The 14,984-nt window shown below is 71.6% G+C and carries 13 protein-coding genes; 5 read left to right on the top strand and 8 right to left on the bottom strand.

The window, feature by feature from the left end; all coding sequences use genetic code 11:
- Positions 1–2,187, bottom strand: a complete 2,187-nt coding sequence (gene scpA, locus EBO35_RS15460) for a methylmalonyl-CoA mutase (RefSeq protein ID WP_122818507.1) — start codon at positions 2,185–2,187, stop codon at positions 1–3.
- On the bottom strand, positions 2,184–3,932 hold the full coding sequence (locus EBO35_RS15465; protein WP_122818508.1) for a methylmalonyl-CoA mutase family protein: 1,749 nt from the start codon (positions 3,930–3,932) through the stop codon (positions 2,184–2,186). Before EBO35_RS15465 ends, scpA begins: the two co-directional genes overlap by 4 nt.
- 235 nt (positions 3,933–4,167) lie before the next feature.
- On the opposite strand from EBO35_RS15465, the gene EBO35_RS15470 reads away from it, so the two are divergent.
- The 3 genes from EBO35_RS15470 (at position 4,168) to EBO35_RS15480 (ending at position 7,753) form a co-directional block, all read left to right on the top strand.
- On the top strand, positions 4,168–4,866 hold the full coding sequence (locus tag EBO35_RS15470) for a succinate dehydrogenase cytochrome b subunit (RefSeq protein ID WP_122818509.1): 699 nt from the start codon (positions 4,168–4,170) through the stop codon (positions 4,864–4,866).
- A gap of 24 nt (positions 4,867–4,890) precedes the next feature.
- Positions 4,891–6,942, top strand: coding sequence for a fumarate reductase/succinate dehydrogenase flavoprotein subunit (locus tag EBO35_RS15475; RefSeq protein ID WP_122818510.1), 2,052 nt, complete (start codon positions 4,891–4,893; stop codon positions 6,940–6,942).
- 67 nt (positions 6,943–7,009) lie between these two features.
- Positions 7,010–7,753 (top strand): succinate dehydrogenase/fumarate reductase iron-sulfur subunit, encoded by a 744-nt coding sequence (locus EBO35_RS15480; protein ID WP_122818511.1) that lies wholly within the window; start codon positions 7,010–7,012, stop codon positions 7,751–7,753.
- A gap of 324 nt (positions 7,754–8,077) precedes the next feature.
- Here the strand turns inward: EBO35_RS15480 and EBO35_RS15485 are convergent, their stop codons facing one another.
- From EBO35_RS15485 to trpS, 5 genes are all read right to left on the bottom strand, one after another.
- Positions 8,078–9,415 carry an HNH endonuclease gene (locus EBO35_RS15485; protein ID WP_122818512.1) on the bottom strand — a complete coding sequence of 446 codons (1,338 nt, stop codon included), beginning with the start codon at positions 9,413–9,415 and terminating at the stop codon, positions 8,078–8,080.
- Between the two features lie 251 nt (positions 9,416–9,666).
- Positions 9,667–9,891 (bottom strand): SCO4848 family membrane protein, encoded by a 225-nt coding sequence (locus EBO35_RS15490; RefSeq protein ID WP_122818513.1) that lies wholly within the window; start codon positions 9,889–9,891, stop codon positions 9,667–9,669.
- Positions 9,891–10,940, bottom strand: a complete 1,050-nt coding sequence (locus EBO35_RS15495) for a YihY/virulence factor BrkB family protein (RefSeq protein WP_241153728.1) — start codon at positions 10,938–10,940, stop codon at positions 9,891–9,893. Before EBO35_RS15495 ends, EBO35_RS15490 begins: the two co-directional genes overlap by 1 nt.
- A gap of 4 nt (positions 10,941–10,944) precedes the next feature.
- Positions 10,945–11,487 carry a 2'-5' RNA ligase family protein gene (locus EBO35_RS15500; protein ID WP_122818514.1) on the bottom strand — a complete coding sequence of 181 codons (543 nt, stop codon included), beginning with the start codon at positions 11,485–11,487 and terminating at the stop codon, positions 10,945–10,947.
- 19 nt (positions 11,488–11,506) lie between these two features.
- Positions 11,507–12,532 carry a tryptophan--tRNA ligase gene (trpS, locus tag EBO35_RS15505; protein WP_241153729.1) on the bottom strand — a complete coding sequence of 342 codons (1,026 nt, stop codon included), beginning with the start codon at positions 12,530–12,532 and terminating at the stop codon, positions 11,507–11,509.
- 83 nt (positions 12,533–12,615) lie between these two features.
- Between trpS and EBO35_RS15510 the strand changes: the two genes are divergently transcribed.
- Positions 12,616–12,975 (top strand): hypothetical protein, encoded by a 360-nt coding sequence (locus tag EBO35_RS15510; RefSeq protein ID WP_164477992.1) that lies wholly within the window; start codon positions 12,616–12,618, stop codon positions 12,973–12,975.
- Positions 12,972–13,718: a hypothetical protein gene (locus EBO35_RS15515; RefSeq protein ID WP_122818517.1), complete on the top strand. Its 747-nt coding sequence runs from the start codon at positions 12,972–12,974 to the stop codon at positions 13,716–13,718. The genes EBO35_RS15510 and EBO35_RS15515 overlap by 4 nt, the downstream gene beginning before the upstream one ends.
- Here EBO35_RS15515 and EBO35_RS15520 read toward each other — a convergent pair.
- Positions 13,715–14,947, bottom strand: coding sequence for an MFS transporter (locus tag EBO35_RS15520; RefSeq protein ID WP_122818518.1), 1,233 nt, complete (start codon positions 14,945–14,947; stop codon positions 13,715–13,717). The two genes, EBO35_RS15515 and EBO35_RS15520, sit on opposite strands and share 4 nt — an antisense overlap.
- Positions 14,948–14,984 lie beyond the last annotated feature (37 nt).

Genomic DNA, 14,984 nt, shown 5'->3' on the forward strand with positions numbered 1-14,984 from the left:
TCAGTCGTCCAGCTGCTCCCGCAGCACGTCCAGCAGTCGCAGCGCCGACTCCGCGATCACGGTGCCGGGGAGGAAGACCTCCGCGGCACCCATCTCCCGCAGCGTGGGCACGTCGTCGGGCGGGATCACGCCGCCGATGACGACCATGACGTCCGGACGGCCCTGCTCCGCGAGCGCCTGCTTCAGCGCCGGGAGCAGCGTGAGGTGGCCGGCCGCGAGCGAGCTGACCCCGACGATGTGCACGTCGGCGTCGACCGCCTGCTGGGCGACCTCCTCGGGGGTCGAGAACAGCGGCCCCACGTCCACGTCGAAGCCCATGTCGGCGAAGGCCGAGACGATGACCTTCTGGCCGCGGTCGTGGCCGTCCTGGCCCATCTTCGCGACCAGGATCCGCGGACGCCGCCCCTCGGCCTCCTCGAACTCCTCGGTGGCCTGCAGCACCTGCTGGACGAGGGTGCCGCCCTCGCCGCTGGTCGACTCGTCCCGGAACACGCCGCTGATCGTACGGATCACCGCCTGGTGGCGGCCGTAGACCTTCTCCAGCGCCTCGGAGATCTCCCCGACGGTGGCCTTGGCGTGGGCGGCCTCGACCGCCAGCGCCAGCAGGTTGCCGTCCAGCGAGCCGCCGGCCGCGCCCGCCTCCGAGCCCTGAGCGGCGCTGTTGGTCAGCGCCTCGAGCGCGCGGCGTACGGCGTCGTCGTCGCGCTCCGCGCGCAGCCGCTCCAGCTTCGCGAGCTGCTGGCGGTAGACCTCGTCGTTGTCGACGCGGAGCACGTCGAGCTTGTCCTCGGCGGCCAGCCGGTAGGTGTTCACGCCGATCACGGCCTGGGCGCCGGAGTCGATCCGGGCCTGGGTGCGCGCGGCGGCCTCCTCGATGCGCATCTTCGGGATGCCCTGCTCGATGGCCTTGGCCATGCCGCCGGCCCGCTCGGCCTCCTGGATGTGGCCCCAGGCCCGCTCGGCGAGGTCGTGGGTGAGCCGCTCGACGTAGTAGGAGCCGGCCCACGGGTCGATGGTCCCGGTGGTGCCGCTCTCCTGCTGCAGCAGCAGCTGGGTGTTGCGGGCGATCCGCGCGGAGAAGTCGGTCGGCAGCGCGATCGCCTCGTCCAGGGCGTTGGTGTGCAGCGACTGGGTGTGCCCCTGGGTCGCGGCCATCGCCTCGATGCAGGTGCGCTGGACGTTGTTGAACACGTCCTGCGCGGTCAGCGACCAGCCGGAGGTCTGGCTGTGCGTGCGCAGGCTCAGCGACTTCGGGTTCTGGGGGTCGAACTGGCGCACCAGTCGGGCCCACAGCGCGCGGGCCGCGCGCAGCTTCGCGACCTCCATGTAGAAGTTCATGCCGATCGCCCAGAAGAAGCTCAGCCGGGGGGCGAACTGGTCGATGGTCAGGCCGCTCTCGAGGCCCGCGCGGATGTACTCCACGCCGTCGGCGAGCGTGTACGCCAGCTCCAAGTCGGCCGTCGCTCCGGCCTCCTGCATGTGGTAGCCGGAGATCGAGATCGAGTTGAACCGCGGCATCCGCTGGCTGGTGAACGCGAAGATGTCGGAGATGATCCGCATCGACGGCGCCGGCGGGTAGATGTAGGTGTTGCGGACCATGAACTCCTTGAGGATGTCGTTCTGGATGGTCCCCGCGAGCTGCTCGGGCGCCACCCCCTGCTCCTCGGCGGCGGCGATGTAGAGCGCCAGCACCGGCAGCACGGCGCCGTTCATGGTCATCGACACCGACATCTTGTCCAGCGGGATGCCGTCGAAGAGGGTCCGGGTGTCGTAGATCGAGTCGATCGCCACGCCCGCCATGCCGACGTCGCCGCGCACCCGCGGGTGGTCGGAGTCGTAGCCGCGGTGGGTGGCGAGGTCGAACGCGACCGAGAGGCCCTTCTGGCCGGCCGCCAGGTTGCGCCGGTAGAAGGCGTTGGACTCCTCGGCGGTGGAGAACCCGGCGTACTGCCGGATCGTCCAGGGCTGGGTCGTGTACATGGTCGGGTAGGGCCCGCGCAGGAACGGGCTCAGCCCGGGGAGGGTGTCCAGGGCGTCCAGGCCCTCGAGGTCGGCCGCCCCGTAGGACGGCTTGATCTCGATCCCCTCCGGCGCCAGCCAGGGCTCGCCGCCCGCGGGGGCGGCGGGCTGCGCGGCGCTGGTGTCTCCCACCAGCGGCAGGCCGGCAAAGCTCTTCGGAATGCTCACGTCAGCTTCTCCCGGGTGGTGGTGAGGAAGGCGAGGGCGTCCACGCCCATCGCGCACGAGTCGTCGACGTAGTCGGTGGGCCGGCCCGCGAGGATCACGTGGCTGGCCCCCGCCTCGCGCAGGGCGGCGGCGGCCTGCTCGCCCCACTCGGCGTACGCCGGGTCGGGGCCGGCCAGGCACACCACCGGGCTGCGCCCGGAGGCGGCGTACGCCGCGCGCAGGTCCTCGACACCGGTGGTGGGTCCGGCGACCTCGACAGCGACGCCCCCGGCGGCGAACAGGTTGGTCGCGAACGTGGCCCGGGCGGTGTGCGCGGCGATCGAGCCCATCGTGGCCAGGAAGACCGGCGTCGCGGCGGGCTCGTCGCGCAGCGCCTCGAAGCTGGCGCCGTAGGGGCGGACCGCGTCGAACGCGCCGTCCGGCTCCCGCACGGGCAGCTCCTCGGCGAGGTTGGGGAACTCGGTGAGCCCGGTGATCGGGCGGGTGCGCCGAGCCACCTCGGTCTCCCGGCGGCTCGCGGTCTCGGCCACGAGCGCGTCGAGGTCCTCGCCCTCCTCGAGCCGGCCGAACAGCTCCCAGGCGGCGTGCGCGACGTCGTCGGTGAGCTTCTCCACGGCGTACGCCCCGCCGGCCGGGTCGGCGACCGCGGCGACGTGGGACTCGGCGATCAGCAGGTGCGAGGTGTTGCGCGCGATCCGGCGGCCGAAGTCCTCGGGACGGCCCAGCGGGCTGTCGAAGGGCAGCACCGTGACCGCGTCCGCTCCCCCGACGCCCGCGGCGAAGGTGGCGACGGTGGTGCGCAGCATGTTCACGTAGGGGTCGTAGCGGCTCATCATCGGCCGGCTGGTGACCACGTGCTGGCGCTGGGCGGCCGCGTCGGCGTCCGCCCCGCTCAGCTCGAGCACCCGGGTCCACAGGCGGCGCGCGGCACGGAGCTTGGCGATCGTGGCGAACTGCTCGTCGGTGGCCGCGTAGCGGAACTCCAGCAGCGCCGCCGCGTCGGCCACGGAGACCCCAGCCTCGGCGAGCACCCGCAGCACCCGGGCGCCGAGGGCCAGCGACCGGGCCAGCTCCTGCACGTCCGAGGCGCCGCGGTCGTGGACGTCGGTCGCGTCGACGACGATCCCGAGCAGGCCGCGGTCGCGGGCCAGGCGGGCGACCGCGACCAGGTCGTCCTCGGCCGCCGTGGCCGGGACGCCGAGGTTGGTGCCGGGGGCGAGCTCACGCGCCCCGGCGTACGTCAGGAACGCCTCGGCGGCGGCGAGCGGCGCGGCCGGGGCGTCGAGCACGACCGGCGCCAGGTCGAGGAGCACCCCGTCGAGCAGGGTGGCGAGATCGGTGTCGGCACCGACCTGGAGCCACAGCGAGGTGGCCCCGCCCTCGAGGTCGGCGCGCGCCACCTCGTTGAGCCGGCGCGCGTCACCGGCGCCGAGCTGGACCCGGATGTCCCACGGGCCGGAGCGGGCGGGCCGCCCGGCGGTGCGCACCCCGGCGAGCTGGTCGGCGGTGCCGAGCGGCGAGACCTCGATGCCGTCCAGCGTGGTCCGGCCCAGGCGCTCCCAGACCAGCGAGTCGCTGTCGTCCTCCCCGAGCCGGCGGGCCTTGCGCAGGACGGCCGCCGCGGCGGCCTCCCAGTCGGTGACGGTCCAGCGGTCCTCGGGGTCCGCGAGGTCGAGGGTGCCCTGGTCGGGCTCCAGCTCTGCGGGCTCGTCGAGCCCGCCCTCGACGCTGTTGTCGACGTTCATGGTCCGAACCCTAGGGAGGGTGGCCTGGTCGGGCCACTCGATGTGATGTTTCCGATGCGCCGGGGCCCGTGGTGGGAGGCCCGGCCCGGCGGCCGGCGCGCCGCCCGGGTCCGTTCCGAACCCGCTTGGAGCGGCCGGTAAGGTTGTCCTAACTAATTAGCGACTCGTCAGTAACCGGGCATTTGTCACAGTCCCCGTCTCCAACGCCGGTGCCCATCGGCGGTACCGTGCTGCCGTGGCAACCCCGACTCTCGTCAAGGGAGCGCGTGCGACGCGCTCAACGATCGCCCTCAAGCTGGCCATGGCCATCAGTGGGATCGTCTTCATCGCGTACGTGTTCGCGCACATGTACGGAAACCTCAAGGCCTTCTCGGGCCATGACGCGTACAACGAGTACGCGCACCACCTGCGCGAGCTCGGCGAGCCGATGCTCCCCTACGAGGGCTTCCTGTGGATCATGCGCGTGGTCCTGGTCCTCGCGCTGGTCGTGCACGTCGGTGCCGCACTCGCCCTGTGGAAGCGCGCCGGCGCCGCGCGCCGGACCAAGTACCAGGTGAAGAAGAACGTCCGGTCCTCGCTGTCCTCGCGCACCATGCGCTGGGGTGGCCTGACCATCCTGCTGTTCGTCATCTGGCACCTCATCCACTTCACCATCGGCAAGGTCAACCCGGCCGGCGGCGAGACCAACGACCCGTACAACCTCATGGTCGAGTCCTTCGACCTATGGTGGATGACGCTGATCTACCTCCTCGCCATGCTGGCCCTGGCCATGCACCTGCACCACGGCACCTTCAGCGCCCTCCAGACCCTGGGCCTCACCAACACCGCCACGTCGCGGGCTCGCGCCCGTCAGGCCGGCTGGGCCATCGCCGTCGTCATCGGCGTCGGTTTCTCGCTGGTCCCGATCTTCACGCTCGCCGGCGTCATCTCCTAAGCAAGGGACGAGGTTCCGCACTTCATGGCATCCATCACTGACCCCTCCCACACCACCGCGCTGAACTCCCCGCCGGTCCAGGTGTCGGACGACGCCCGGGGCTACTACACCCTCGGCGAGCCCCTGGTCGACCCGGTCGCCCCGACCGGACCCATCCAGAACCGCTGGACCCAGCGCCAGTTCGACAACCGCCTGGTCAACCCGGCCAACCGCCGCAAGCTCGAGGTCATCATGGTCGGCACCGGCCTGGCCGGTGGCGCGGCCGCGGCCACGCTCGGCGAGGCCGGCTACAACGTGAAGTCCTTCTGCTACCAGGACTCCCCGCGCCGGGCCCACTCGATCGCCGCCCAGGGCGGCATCAACGCGGCCAAGAACTACAAGGAGGACGGCGACTCGACGTTCCGTCTCTTCTACGACACCGTCAAGGGCGGCGACTACCGCTCGCGGGAGTCGAACGTGTACCGCCTCGCCGAGGTCAGCGCGAACATCATCGACCAGTGCGTCGCGCAGGGCGTCCCGTTCGCCCGTGAGTACGGCGGCCTGCTCGACAACCGCTCCTTCGGCGGCGTGCAGGTCTCCCGGACCTTCTACGCCCGGGGCCAGACCGGCCAGCAGCTGCTGATCGGCGCCTACCAGGCCATGGAGCGCCAGGTCGCGGCCGGCACCGTCAAGCAGTACACCCGCCACGAGATGCTCGAGGTCGTGATCGTCGAGGGCAAGGCCCGCGGCATCATCGCCCGCGACATGGTCACCGGCGAGGTCGAGACCCACCTCGCGGACGTCGTCGTCCTCGCCACCGGCGGCTACGGCAACGTCTTCTTCCTCTCCACCAACGCGATGGGCTCCAACGTCACCGCCGCGTGGCGCGCGCACCGCAAGGGCGCCTACATGGCCAACCCCTGCTACACGCAGATCCACCCGACCTGCATCCCGGTGACCGGCGACCACCAGTCGAAGCTCACGCTGATGTCGGAGTCGCTGCGCAACGACGGCCGGATCTGGGTGCCGAAGAACGCGGCGGACTGCGAGAAGCACCCCAGCGAGATCCCCGAGGAGGACCGCGACTACTACCTCGAGCGGATCTACCCGTCCTTCGGCAACCTGGTCCCCCGCGACATCGCGTCCCGCCAGGCGAAGAACATGTGCGACGAGGGCCGCGGCGTCGGCCCGGCGGTCAAGGAGCTGGCCGAGGACGGCACCGAGCGCTGGGTGCGCCGCGGCGTCTACCTCGACTTCGCCGACGCGATCGCCCGGATGGGTCGGGCGACCGTCGAGACCAAGTACGGCAACCTGTTCGACATGTACGCCCGGATCACCGGCGAGGACCCGTACTCCACGCCGATGCGGATCTACCCGGCCGTGCACTACGTGATGGGCGGCCTGTGGGTGGACTACCACCTGCAGTCCAACATCCCGGGGCTGTTCGTGACCGGCGAGGCCAACTTCTCCGACCACGGCGCCAACCGTCTCGGTGCCTCGGCGCTGATGCAGGGTCTGGCCGACGGCTACTTCGTGCTCCCGAACACCATCCGCGACTACCTCGCGGACGGGCCGTTCGAGAAGCTCGACGAGAGCCACCCGGACGTCGTGGCGGCCAAGGCCGACGTCGAGCACCGGATCGCGACGTTCCTCTCCATCAACGGCACCCGCTCGGCCGACAGCTACCACAAGGAGCTGGGCCGGATCATGTGGGAGTACTGCGGCATGGAGCGCAGCGAGGCCGGCCTGAAGAAGGCCATCGGCATGATCCAGGAGCTGAAGAAGGACTTCTGGTCCAACCTGAAGGTCCTCGGCACCGCCGACAGCCTGAACCAGAGCCTGGAGAAGGCCGGCCGTACGGCCGACTTCATCGAGCTCGGCGAGTTGATGTGCATCGACGCGCTCAACCGTCGCGAGTCCTGCGGCGGCCACTTCCGCGCCGAGTCCCAGACCGAGGACGGGGAGGCGCTGCGTCACGACGACGAGTTCGCCTACGTCGCGGCCTGGGAGTGGGGCGGCGAGGACGGTCAGCCCGTCCTGCACAAGGAAGACCTGATCTACACGGCCATCGAGATGAAGCAGCGGAGCTACAAGTGAACCACCCCACGACATCCTGCAAGAGACTCGCTGCGCTCGTGGTGAGCACGATCTCGAGGGGACCCCGATGAGAATCACCCTCAACATCTGGCGCCAGCCGAACGCTGCGTCGGCCGGTGCGATGCACGCCTACGAGCTCGACGAGATCTCGGAGGACATGAGCTTCCTGGAGATGCTCGACGTCCTCAACGAGAACCTCAACGAGCAGGGCGAGGACCCGGTCGCGTTCGACTCCGACTGCCGTGAGGGCATCTGCGGCACCTGCTCGCTGATGATCAACGGCGAGGCGCACGGCCCGGAGGTCACCACGACCTGCCAGCTGCACATGCGCTCGTTCAAGGACGGCGACACGATCACCATCGAGCCGTGGCGCGCCGAGGCGTTCCCCGTGCTCAAGGACCTCATCGTCGACCGGTCGGCGTTCGACCGGATCATCCAGGCCGGCGGCTACATCTCGGTGAACACCGGGTCGGCCCCCGACGCCCACGCTGCGCCGGTGGAGAAGAAGAAGGCCGACCGCGCTTTCGACGTCGCCACCTGCATCAGCTGCGGCGCCTGCGTCGCCGCGTGCCCCAACGGGTCCGCGTCGCTGTTCCTGGGCGCGAAGATCACCCACCTCGGCGAGCTCCCCCAGGGCCAGCCGGAGCGGTACTCCCGCGTCGTGGACATGGTCGCCCAGCACGACCACGAGGGCTTCGGTGGCTGCACCAACATCGGCGAGTGCACCGCCGCCTGCCCCAAGGAGATCCCGCTCGACGTGATCTCGCAGCTCAACAAGGACCTGCGCACCGCGCTCAAGCAGGGTCGCTGACCCGAACCGCCACGGTCCCCCGACGGCCGCCCCACACCGAGGTGTGGGGCGGCCGTCGTCGTTCGGGCCTCGCGCCGTTCGGCGTCCCGGGGCATTGAATGCCGTAGAAGCGCGGGAAGTGCCCGAGGAGTCGGACCGCGGCGGTGGTCGAGCCGCGAGCGCAGCGAGCGTGTCGAGACCCGGTCGGCGGATGCCAGGTCTGTGCCCGGGTCCATGGGTGCGTACGGGGGCCTCGACACGCTCAGGCGCCAGGGCGCCTTCGCGGCTCGACCACCGAGGACAGGTGGTCGAGCCGTGAGCGCAGCGAGCGTGTCGAGACCCCGGTCAGGTGGTGACGATGGTGGTGCCGGTGTGGTCGCGGCGCAGGTGGATGCCGTTCGGGGATCGCCACAGGTAGGTGGTCTCGTCGAGCTTGGTGTAGGTCCAGGCGGTGTGGGTCTTGGCCCGGTGGTGGGTCCGGCACAGGGGTGCGAGGTTGGGGTCGGTGGTCTCGCCGTACTCGCCGTCGCCCGGTGGTCCTTCACGTTCGTGGCGGTGCCGGACGACGTGGTCGGTGTCCGCGCGGCGGGCCGAGCGGGTGCACCAGGGGAAGACACAGCACGGGTTGTTCAGGACGACCCGCTCGGCCATCCGGTCGGGGACCTCGTAGGCGTCGGTGTGGTCGACGTCGGCCAGGTCGATCACCGGCTTCACGATGACCTGCGCGTCGGGGCTGGCGCACCAGGTCTTCACCTGGTCCGCGGAGACGAACGAGCGGGTGTTCTCGACCCGGGCCAGGTGCAGATCCCCGTCGCTGGGGCTGCCGAGGGCGGCGGCGCTGAGGTGGACGTGGACGACGACCTGGCGGGGCCGGCAGCGCTTGGACAGGCCCGCGACCTCGGTCGGGGTGGTGTCGAGGTCCAGGGCGAGCTGGCGGCGGGCGATCTCGCCGACGGCCAGGGAGCGGCGTACGTCGAGGGACTCCGCGCAGCCGAGCTCGCCGAGGACCCGGGCACCGCGGGCGACCGCGGAGTCGAGGTCGAGGGCGTCGGCGAGGTCGAGCTCGCCGTCCACGGTCACGGTGCCTGCGAAGGAGACGCGTCCGGTGTCGAGGTCGAAGTGACGCCGGTCGGCCGCAGCCTTCCGCTTCTCCTCCGCGCCTGCGGGGTCGAACCGGACCCGGGCCTCCTCGATCAGCCGGTCCAGGGCGGCGTACCCGATCTTCCCCGCCACCGCGTGGACGTGAGTGTCGACGTAGGCAGCACCATCGGCGGGCAACGAGAGGGTGTTCGCCGCGACCTTGCGGCCCCGCCACGCCGGCACCTCGCCGGCGCGGACCGCAGCCCAGGTCTTGGGGAGCCGGTGCGCGAGCTCGACCGCCTCGCCGAGCATCGCCCGGGCCGCGTCCGAGGACATCCCCAGGGCGGCGCCCAGCTCCAGCGGGGCGAACTCGGTGACCAGCGGAGCCCCCGGCCCCGCGATCGCGACCTCACCCTCCGCACCCGGCAGGCAGGCCGCGTCATCCAGGCAGTCGGTCGAGTGCATGGCGGCCCAGGCGACCGCAGCCTCGAGCAAGGCGACCTCGGCACGGTCGGCCACAGCCCGCTGGGACCGGGCGAAGGCCAGCACCGCGGCAGGGCTGTCGCACTCCCCGAGCGGGGCGGGGTTCGGGTCGATGGCCATAACACATTCTACTCGAACACACGTTCGAAGCACTAGGGCTGAGACGCGGAATGTGGAAAGAAATCCTGATACCTGAAGGCGGGACCGTCACCCCAAGAAATGGGAGCTGGCCCGCCGCGGAACCAAGACCCTCAACCCCAGCGGCGCCCAGCCGCCTCGTTCGGTGAACGGTGGTCTCGACGCGCTCAGGCGCCAGGGCGCCTTCACGGCTCGACCACCGGCTGCAGCAGCCAGCGGATGCGGCCGGACCGTCAGCGCTTGGTGGCGCGCAGGGCCTTGACGCCCAGGGAGCCCAGCAGCCCGGCGATGGCGAAGTTCACGACGATCAGGACGGTGTGGGCGACCCAGTAGCCGGTGGCCCGGTCCTCCCCCGCCGACCAGGCGTTGTAGAGGTTGCGCGCGAAGTTGCCGAAGCTGAAGACGTTCCAGGCGGCAACGGCGAGCAGCAGGATCGCGTGCTTGCGCTCGAACTTCACTAGATGTCCTTCCGACGGTGGATCAGGTGGAGGAGACCGGACGCCGTGAGGGCGCCGGCCACGAAGGAGGCGAGCCGGGTCGGCCGCGCGACGTCGTTCACGGCGGCCGCCTCGACCCGCGAGGGCATCCGCGGGCCCTGGACCGGCTCGGCGGGCTCGGCCTGGCGCAGGGCGCGGGCAGCGGGGCTGGTCCACGCCCAGGCCGCGGCGTACATGATCATCCGGGAGGTGTAGTTCATCCACACCACGAGGATCAGCGCGATGCCGAACGCCTGGAACGCGGGCTGGTCCTTGGTCACCGAGAGCAGCTGCCCCGAGAGCTGCTTGAGCAGCTCGAAGGCCACGGCGCCCAGCACGGCCCCCGACCACAGCGATGACCGCGGGACGTGGGGGGCCGCCAGCAGCCGGAACATCAGGTAGAACAGCACGGCGTTCATGCCCAGGCCGAGCACGACCGTCAGCAGCTTCACCAGGATGCCGAGCTCGGTGCCGAGACCGAGCAGGTCCAAGACGTCGTCGGAGAAGCCCGCGACGAGCCCGGAGACGCCGACCGCCACGAACAGCACCACGCCGAGGACCACCAGGGCCAGCAGGTCGCGGAGCTTGCCGGCGACCCAGCTGGGCTGCTCGGCGGACGGCTTCTCGAAGACCGTCAGCAGCGCGTCCCGCAGCGCCGAGACCCACCCCAGGCCGGAGTACAGGACGCCGACCAGACCGAGCACGCCCACGGCCCCGGCGGCGTCCTGGATGTCGGTCAGCGAGACCTGCCCCTCGCCCGACCCGACCAGGCCCGGCACGACCTGCTTGATCGCCCGGATCAGGGTGCCGTCGGCGTCGGGCACCACCTCGGAGAGGTAGCCGACCGCGAAGAACGACAGCGCGAGCACCGGGAAGAACGACAGGAACGCGTAGTAGGTGACCGCCCCGGCCTGCTGGCCGGCCTTGACGTCGCCGTAGTGCTGCTGCATCCGCACGACGTGGTCGACGACCGGCCGACGCCGCCGCAGCGCCACGACCCGGTCGCCGACGGCCTCCCCGAGGGGCGCCACCGCGTCAGGCCTCCGCGGTCCGGGACGCCGTCTCGAGGCCCGTCAGCACGAAGGTGCTGGTGGGATGCCAGCCGGTGCCGTCGTCGTGGGCGTAGAGGTGGAAGTCGTCGACGTCGAACTCGCACTCGAAGCCGGAAAGCTCCTTGAACGCCTGGTCCAGGCGGTCGTCGGCGAGGTCGTGGGCGACGGTGACGTGCGGGTGGTACGGGAAGGCCAGGTCGACGGCCAGCGGCCCGCACCGCACCGCTGCCGCGAGCTGCTCGCACTCGGAGATGCCGCGCACCAGGGTCACGAACACCACCGGGGACACCGGGCGGAAGGTGCCGGTGCCGCGCAGGTGCACCGAGAACGACGCGACGTTCGCGGCGACGCTCTCCAGATGCCCGACGACCGCTGCCAGGTCTGCCTCGGCCACCTCGGTGGGCGGCACCAGCGTGATGTGGGTGGGGATCATCGTCGCGGTGACGTCTCCCACGCTGGTGCGGTAGTCCTGGAGCTGGGAGGCCCAGGGCTCCGGGATCGCGACGGCGACTCCGATGGTTGGCACGCGCTGACCCTACCCAGCCCTACCGCAGGGGCGCGGCGAAGCCGACGCGCTCGTAGACGTCCGCGAGGGTCCGCTCGGCGACCGCCGCCGCCTGCTCGGCACCGTCGCGCAGCACCTTGCCCAGGTAGTCCTGGTCCTCCAGCAGCTCCAGGGTGCGCTCCCGGAACGGCGTGACGAACTCGACCACCACGTCGGCGAGATCGCCCTTCAGGTCGCCGTAGCCGCGCCCGGCGTACTGCTCGGCGAGCTCCTCGACGCCGGTCCCGGTGAGGGCGGAGTAGATCGTGAGCAGGTTCGAGACGCCGGGCTTGGCCTCCGGGTCGAAGCGCACCTCCGCCTCGGAGTCGGTGACCGCCGAGCGGATCTTCTTCGCACTCACCTTCGGGTCGTCGAGCATCTCGACGATCCCGGCCGGCGAGGACGCCGACTTCGACATCTTGCGGGTCGGGTCCTGCAGGTCCCCGATCTTGGCGGTGGTCTTGAGGATGTACGGCTCCGGCAGCCGGAACGTCTTCTTGTAGCGGCTGTTGAACCGCTGGGCGAGGTCGCGGGTCAGCTCGAGGTGCTGGCGCTGGTCCTCCCCCACCGGGACGTACTGGGGCCGGTAGAGCAGGATGTCGGCGGCCATCAGGATCGGGTAGGTGAAGAGCCCGACGCTGGCCGCGCCCTCGCCGCCCTTCGCGGACTTGTCCTTGAACTGGGTCATCCGGCGGGCCTCGCCGAACCCGGTCAGGCACTGCAGCACCCAGGCGAGCTGGGCGTGCGCCGGGACGTGGCTCTGCATGAAGATCGCCGACCGGGCGGGATCGACGCCCGCGGCGAGCAGCTGGGCGGCCGCGCGCAGGCAGCGCTCCCGGAGCACCTTGGGGTCCTGCTCCACGGTGATCGCGTGCTGGTCGGCGATGAAGAAGAACGGCTGGTGCTCCTCCTGCAGGTCCACCCACTGCCGCAGCGCGCCGAGGTAGTTGCCGAAGTGGAACGAGTCGGCGGTCGGCTGGATCCCGGAGAGGACCCGGGGGCGGGCGGCGGGGGCGGGGCTGGACACGTCTCCATTCTCGCGGATGATCCGAATCCGCGCTGAACGGGGGCCAGGCATGGACCGGTGCGACGTGGGTAGGTTCACCGCTCGTGTCACATCCGCCACGCCGTCGCTGGTGGGCGATGCTCGCCCTCGTCCTCGCCAACCTGGTGCTCAGCTTCCTGCTGCTGGGGGTCTGGTCCTCCCTGAGCCAGCACGACCGGGTCCTGGACCAGGACACCCTGGACGGCTGCCTGGGCGCGCTGCTCAACGACGGCCGACAGTGGTCCTACGACGTCGAGGACCCCCGCTTCGTGGGTCCGAACACGATCGAGGCCGACTTCCGCCACGTCGGGCGCGGGGGCACCGACGGCGCGCCCAAGGAGGGGACCCTGCGCTGCCGGCTCGCGGCGGAGGGCGAGCTCGACGACCCGCTCCTGGTCTCCTCCGTGGAGGTGGTGGCCCCGTGATCGCGCCCGTGCCGCGCTGGAGCGCCGTGCCGACGCTCCTGGTGGTCAACCTGCTGCCGCTGTGGCTGGTCCTCGACGGCCGGCTGGAGACCCCGGACCTGCTGATGACCTACGCGGTCGAGGCTTCGGTGCTGATGGTGCTCGCCGCTCCGACCGTGCCGGGTCTGGTGAGAGCAGCGAGCCGGGAGCAGGGCTTCCAGGCCGGCGCCGGCGTGCTCCTGGTCGTGATCACGGTGATCGGCACGGTGGCGAGCCTGACGACGAACATCGCGAGGCAGGTGTCCTGGGACCTCGGCTCGGTCCTCAGCATCGCCGCCGTCGGGGTCAGTGTCGCCATCGGGCTGGTCCTGTCCTGGCGCCGCCACGGCTCGCCGGTCCCCGGTCGGGGCGGCCCCGTCGGGGCCTTCGCGTGGCGCTTCCTGCTGCTGGTCGCCGGCGGCGGGCTGGGCCTGGGCTCGGCCCAGGCCTGGGAGCGGCTGGTGGCCCACGGCTGGGAGCCCGCCCCGCTGGGGGACAGGTGGGCTCAGCCGGCCGGCGAGCAGCTGGTCGAGTGGGGCATCGCGCTGGACCTGCCGACCGCTGTCGTCCCAGCCCTGTTCGTGGTCCTGGTGCGCACCCTCAACGAGGTGCTGCACGAGATCTACCTGATCTGCAAGGACCTGGACGCCGAGGACCGAGCCGCCGACAGCGCCGACCCGGCCCCGACGGCGGCTCCGGCTGAGAGCGAGCGTCCCGTCGCCTAGGACGCGTCGGCCGCGTCCGTACGCCGCTGAGCCAGGGCCGACCAGACCAGCACCAGCACCCCGAGCAGGGAGAGCCCGACGCCGACCAGCGCGGTCGAGCGGTAGCCGTAGCCGGCGGCGATCACCAGGCCGCCCAGCCAGGCACCGAGCGCGTTGGCGACGTTGAGCGAGGCGTGGTTCATCGCGGCGCCGAGTGTCTTGGCCTCGCCGGCCACGTCCATCAGCCGTAGCTGGAGGTTCACCACCAGGACCGAGCCCAGGGCGGTGATCGCGAAGACGACCGGCAGCGCCCACCAGCCGTGCGGGGCGGCGAGGTAGAACAGCACCATCACGACGGCGGTGCCGCCGGCGCCCGCGAGCAGCGAGCCGAACACCGACCAGCCCGCCAGCTCGCCGGCCAGCCAGGTGCCGGCGACCATGCCGAGGCCGAAGGCCAGCAGGAACACCGGGACCGTGGACTCCCCCAGGCCGCCGACCTCGGTGACGGTGGGGCTGATGTAGGAGTACACCGCGAACATGCCGCCGAAGCCGACCGCGCCGGCCGCGAGCGTCAGCCACACCTGGGGGCTGCCGAAGGCCGCCAGCTCGCGGCGGCCGGTGGCGTGGGGGTCGCCCGGGGTGGGCGGGACGAACGCGCGCACCATCACCAGGGTCAGGACCGCGAGCCCGGCCGCGGCGACGTACGCCGCCCGCCAGCCGAGGTGCTGCCCCAGCCAGGTCGCCGCCGGCACGCCGACCACGTTGGCGACCGAGAGCCCCAGCATCACCGCGGCGACCGCCCGCCCGGTGCGCTCGGGCGGCACCATGCTCGCCGCCACCAGCGAGGCGACGCCGAAGTAGATGCCGTGCGGCAGGCCGTCGAGGAAGCGCGCCAGCGTCAGGACCTCGTAGGACGGAGCGGCGGCGCTGAGCAGGTTGAAGACGGCGTACGCCGCCATCAGCGCCAGCAGCAGGCCGCGGCGCGGCCAGCGGGCCCCGAAGTAGGCCAGCACCGGGGCGCCGATCACCACGCCGAGGGCGTAGGCCGAGATCGTGTGCCCCGCGGCGGGGATCGAGACGTCCACCCCGTCGGCGACCTGCGGCAGCAGCCCCATCGTCACGAACTCGGTGGTGCCGATCGTGAACCCGCCCATCGCCAGGGCGAGGATCGCCAGACTGACGTGACGCGCCCCGCCGCGATCGGCCGCGGTGCGGTCGGTGGCGGTGCCGTCGGCGGCGGTCGTGGTCATGACGGGCCAAACCGGGCCCGGCGGCGCGCTATTCCGT

It is taken from the genome of Nocardioides pantholopis (genome assembly GCF_003710085.1).
Classification (GTDB): domain Bacteria; phylum Actinomycetota; class Actinomycetes; order Propionibacteriales; family Nocardioidaceae; genus Nocardioides; species Nocardioides pantholopis.

Bases quoted from the DNA above. Each gene is read 5' to 3' on its own strand.
- EBO35_RS15465 (WP_122818508.1), bottom strand. From the start codon at position 3,932: ATGAACGTCGACAACAGCGTCGAGGGCGGGCTCGACGAGCCCGCAGAG.
- EBO35_RS15520 (WP_122818518.1), bottom strand. From the start codon at position 14,947: ATGACCACGACCGCCGCCGACGGCACCGCCACCGACCGCACCGCGGCC.
- EBO35_RS15485 (WP_122818512.1), bottom strand. From the start codon at position 9,415: ATGGCCATCGACCCGAACCCCGCCCCGCTCGGGGAGTGCGACAGCCCT.
- EBO35_RS15480 (WP_122818511.1), top strand. From the start codon at position 7,010: ATGAGAATCACCCTCAACATCTGGCGCCAGCCGAACGCTGCGTCGGCC.
- EBO35_RS15475 (WP_122818510.1), top strand. From the start codon at position 4,891: ATGGCATCCATCACTGACCCCTCCCACACCACCGCGCTGAACTCCCCG.